Origin of the sequence: Actinoplanes subtropicus, from assembly GCF_000721705.1 — a bacterium.
GTDB classification, from domain to species: domain Bacteria; phylum Actinomycetota; class Actinomycetes; order Mycobacteriales; family Micromonosporaceae; genus Actinoplanes; species Actinoplanes subtropicus.
This window is the reverse complement of the sequence record NZ_JOJL01000110.1, coordinates 1-1,932: the sequence shown is the minus strand read 5'-3', so window position 1 is coordinate 1,932 and position 1,932 is coordinate 1. Positions and strand designations below refer to the sequence as shown.

The window sequence follows — 1,932 nt, the reverse complement described above, 5'->3', positions numbered from 1 at the left end:
CAGGGTCGGGTCGCCCGGAGGGATTTCACCTCCGGGCTCCCACGGAACGGAGCGTGACAGTCTCCCGTCACTCCGCTCGTACCACCCTGGCCATCATCAGAGGGTTACGGACCCAGGGCCAGTGCGCGAAGTAGCGCGGGTGTTGCGCGATGATGCGTTCCCACACGACTCGGGCCTTGCGTCGGGGTCGTAGCCGCCGGTACTTCTTGCGGATCCAGCGCACCAGGTAGGAGTTGATACGCGCCAGGAGGGTGTAAAGCGCGGAGCGGTAGAACCGCCCGTAGTAGCTCATCCACCCGCGTACGACCGGGTTGATCATCTCGGCGAGTTCTGCCCAGCTCAGGTCCAACCGGCGGTGGATCTGCCAGCGTCGGACGGTTCGGCTGAGTCGTTTGAGAGCGTCCTTGCTGACCGCCGGGAGAAACGCGATGAACAGTTCCCCATGGCGGTCCTTGGCCCCGCGAGGACGAAACGTGTATCCGAGGAACGTGAACGAGGTGTCCGGGTGGACGCCTCGCCGGTTGGTGTCCTTGCAGTACACGATCCTGGTCTTGGCCGGGTGCAGGCGCAGCCCGACCTCGATCATCCTGTCCTCGATCGCCTGGCGCACCAGGTGCGCCTGGCGTTCGCTGGCGCAGTGCACCACCGCGTCGTCGGCGTATCGTTCGAACGGCACGGACGGGAACGTCCGGGCCATCCAGGTGTCGAACGCGTAGTGCAGGAACAGGTTCGCCAGCACGGGTGAGACCGCGGAACCTTGCGGGGTTCCTCGGTCTCGGGGTTGCAGGCTGCCGTCGGACTGCTGCATCGGGGCGGTGAGCCACCGTTTGACATACAGCAGTACCCAGGGCAGGTCGGTGTTCGCCTCCACCGCTTTGATCATGAGGTCGTGGTCGACGCTGTCGAAGAACGCCTGGACGTCCAGATCGACGACCCAGTCGTAGCGCCAGCACCGTTGCCGGCACGCCGCCACCGCGTCCAGCGCCGACCGTCGCGGCCGGTAGCCATAGGAATCGGGGTGGAAGATCGGTTCGACCTTCTCCTCGATCCTGCGGGCCACCACCGTCTGCGCCACTCGGTCACCCACGGTGGGCACACCGAGTGTTCTGACCCCACCCTGCGATTTCGGTATCTGCACCGCTTTCACCGGAGGCGGGAAGTAGCTGCCCGAGGACATCCGATTCCAGATCTTATACAGATTGCCTTTCAGATCTTTCTCGAACTCCCCCAGGCTGACCTCGTCGACCCCCGGCGCTCCCTTGTTCGCCTTGACTCTTTCGTACGCTTCCCAGACTTCCCACTTCGAAATCTCGAACGGTTTCTCTGACAATGTCAGCTCGCTCCTCATAGTTCCTCCCAGACCGTTATCCGTTCTGGTTGACCAGACGAACCAACTGCGGATGGCCCGGCCCCTTCGCTCCACCCCGATTACAGGGGTTTCATCACTACTACGGGCCGGTCCGCCAGCGCATCTCGCGTCGGTACTCACACCTCGCGGGCACATCCCGCTCGGCTACTCCCTCTCGCCCGTTTCCGGGACGGTATCGAGACACGCTTTCCCACGTTCCATGCAGAAGCCGCAGACCAGGCTCATGCCGCCTCCATGCCGAGCACCGCCTGGCCAGTCATCGGGCACCCGCCAGACTTATCCCGCAGCCAATAACCAGGACCACGGTTTTGATGCCTTCTTTTACGTAACGACACGTCAACAGCGGTTCGGGTTCACTCATCTTCCTGGTCCCCACCTGACGCCTCTTACGGCGCCTTTTCCACATCGCTCACCACGACGGTCTTCAGCCAACGCAGCATGTGGCGGTTTGAAGCCTCCTCCCGAAAGGCGACTCCGAAGGGCCAAACCTTCATCTCCTGCACAGCATCGATTCCTGAAATCGCTCCTACATTGCGATCACCATTCCTCGTTCGTGGCGCACG

The 1,932-nt window shown here is 62.8% G+C and carries 1 protein-coding gene; it reads right to left on the bottom strand.

Translation table 11 applies throughout. The annotated features are described in order from the left end of the window. Positions 1-67: 67 nt before the first annotated feature. The gene (gene ltrA, locus IH26_RS0152310) at positions 68-1,348 is read right to left on the bottom strand and encodes a group II intron reverse transcriptase/maturase (protein ID WP_051810136.1); all 1,281 of its coding nucleotides are present in this window, start codon (positions 1,346-1,348) and stop codon (positions 68-70) included. Positions 1,349-1,932: the final 584 nt, after the last annotated feature.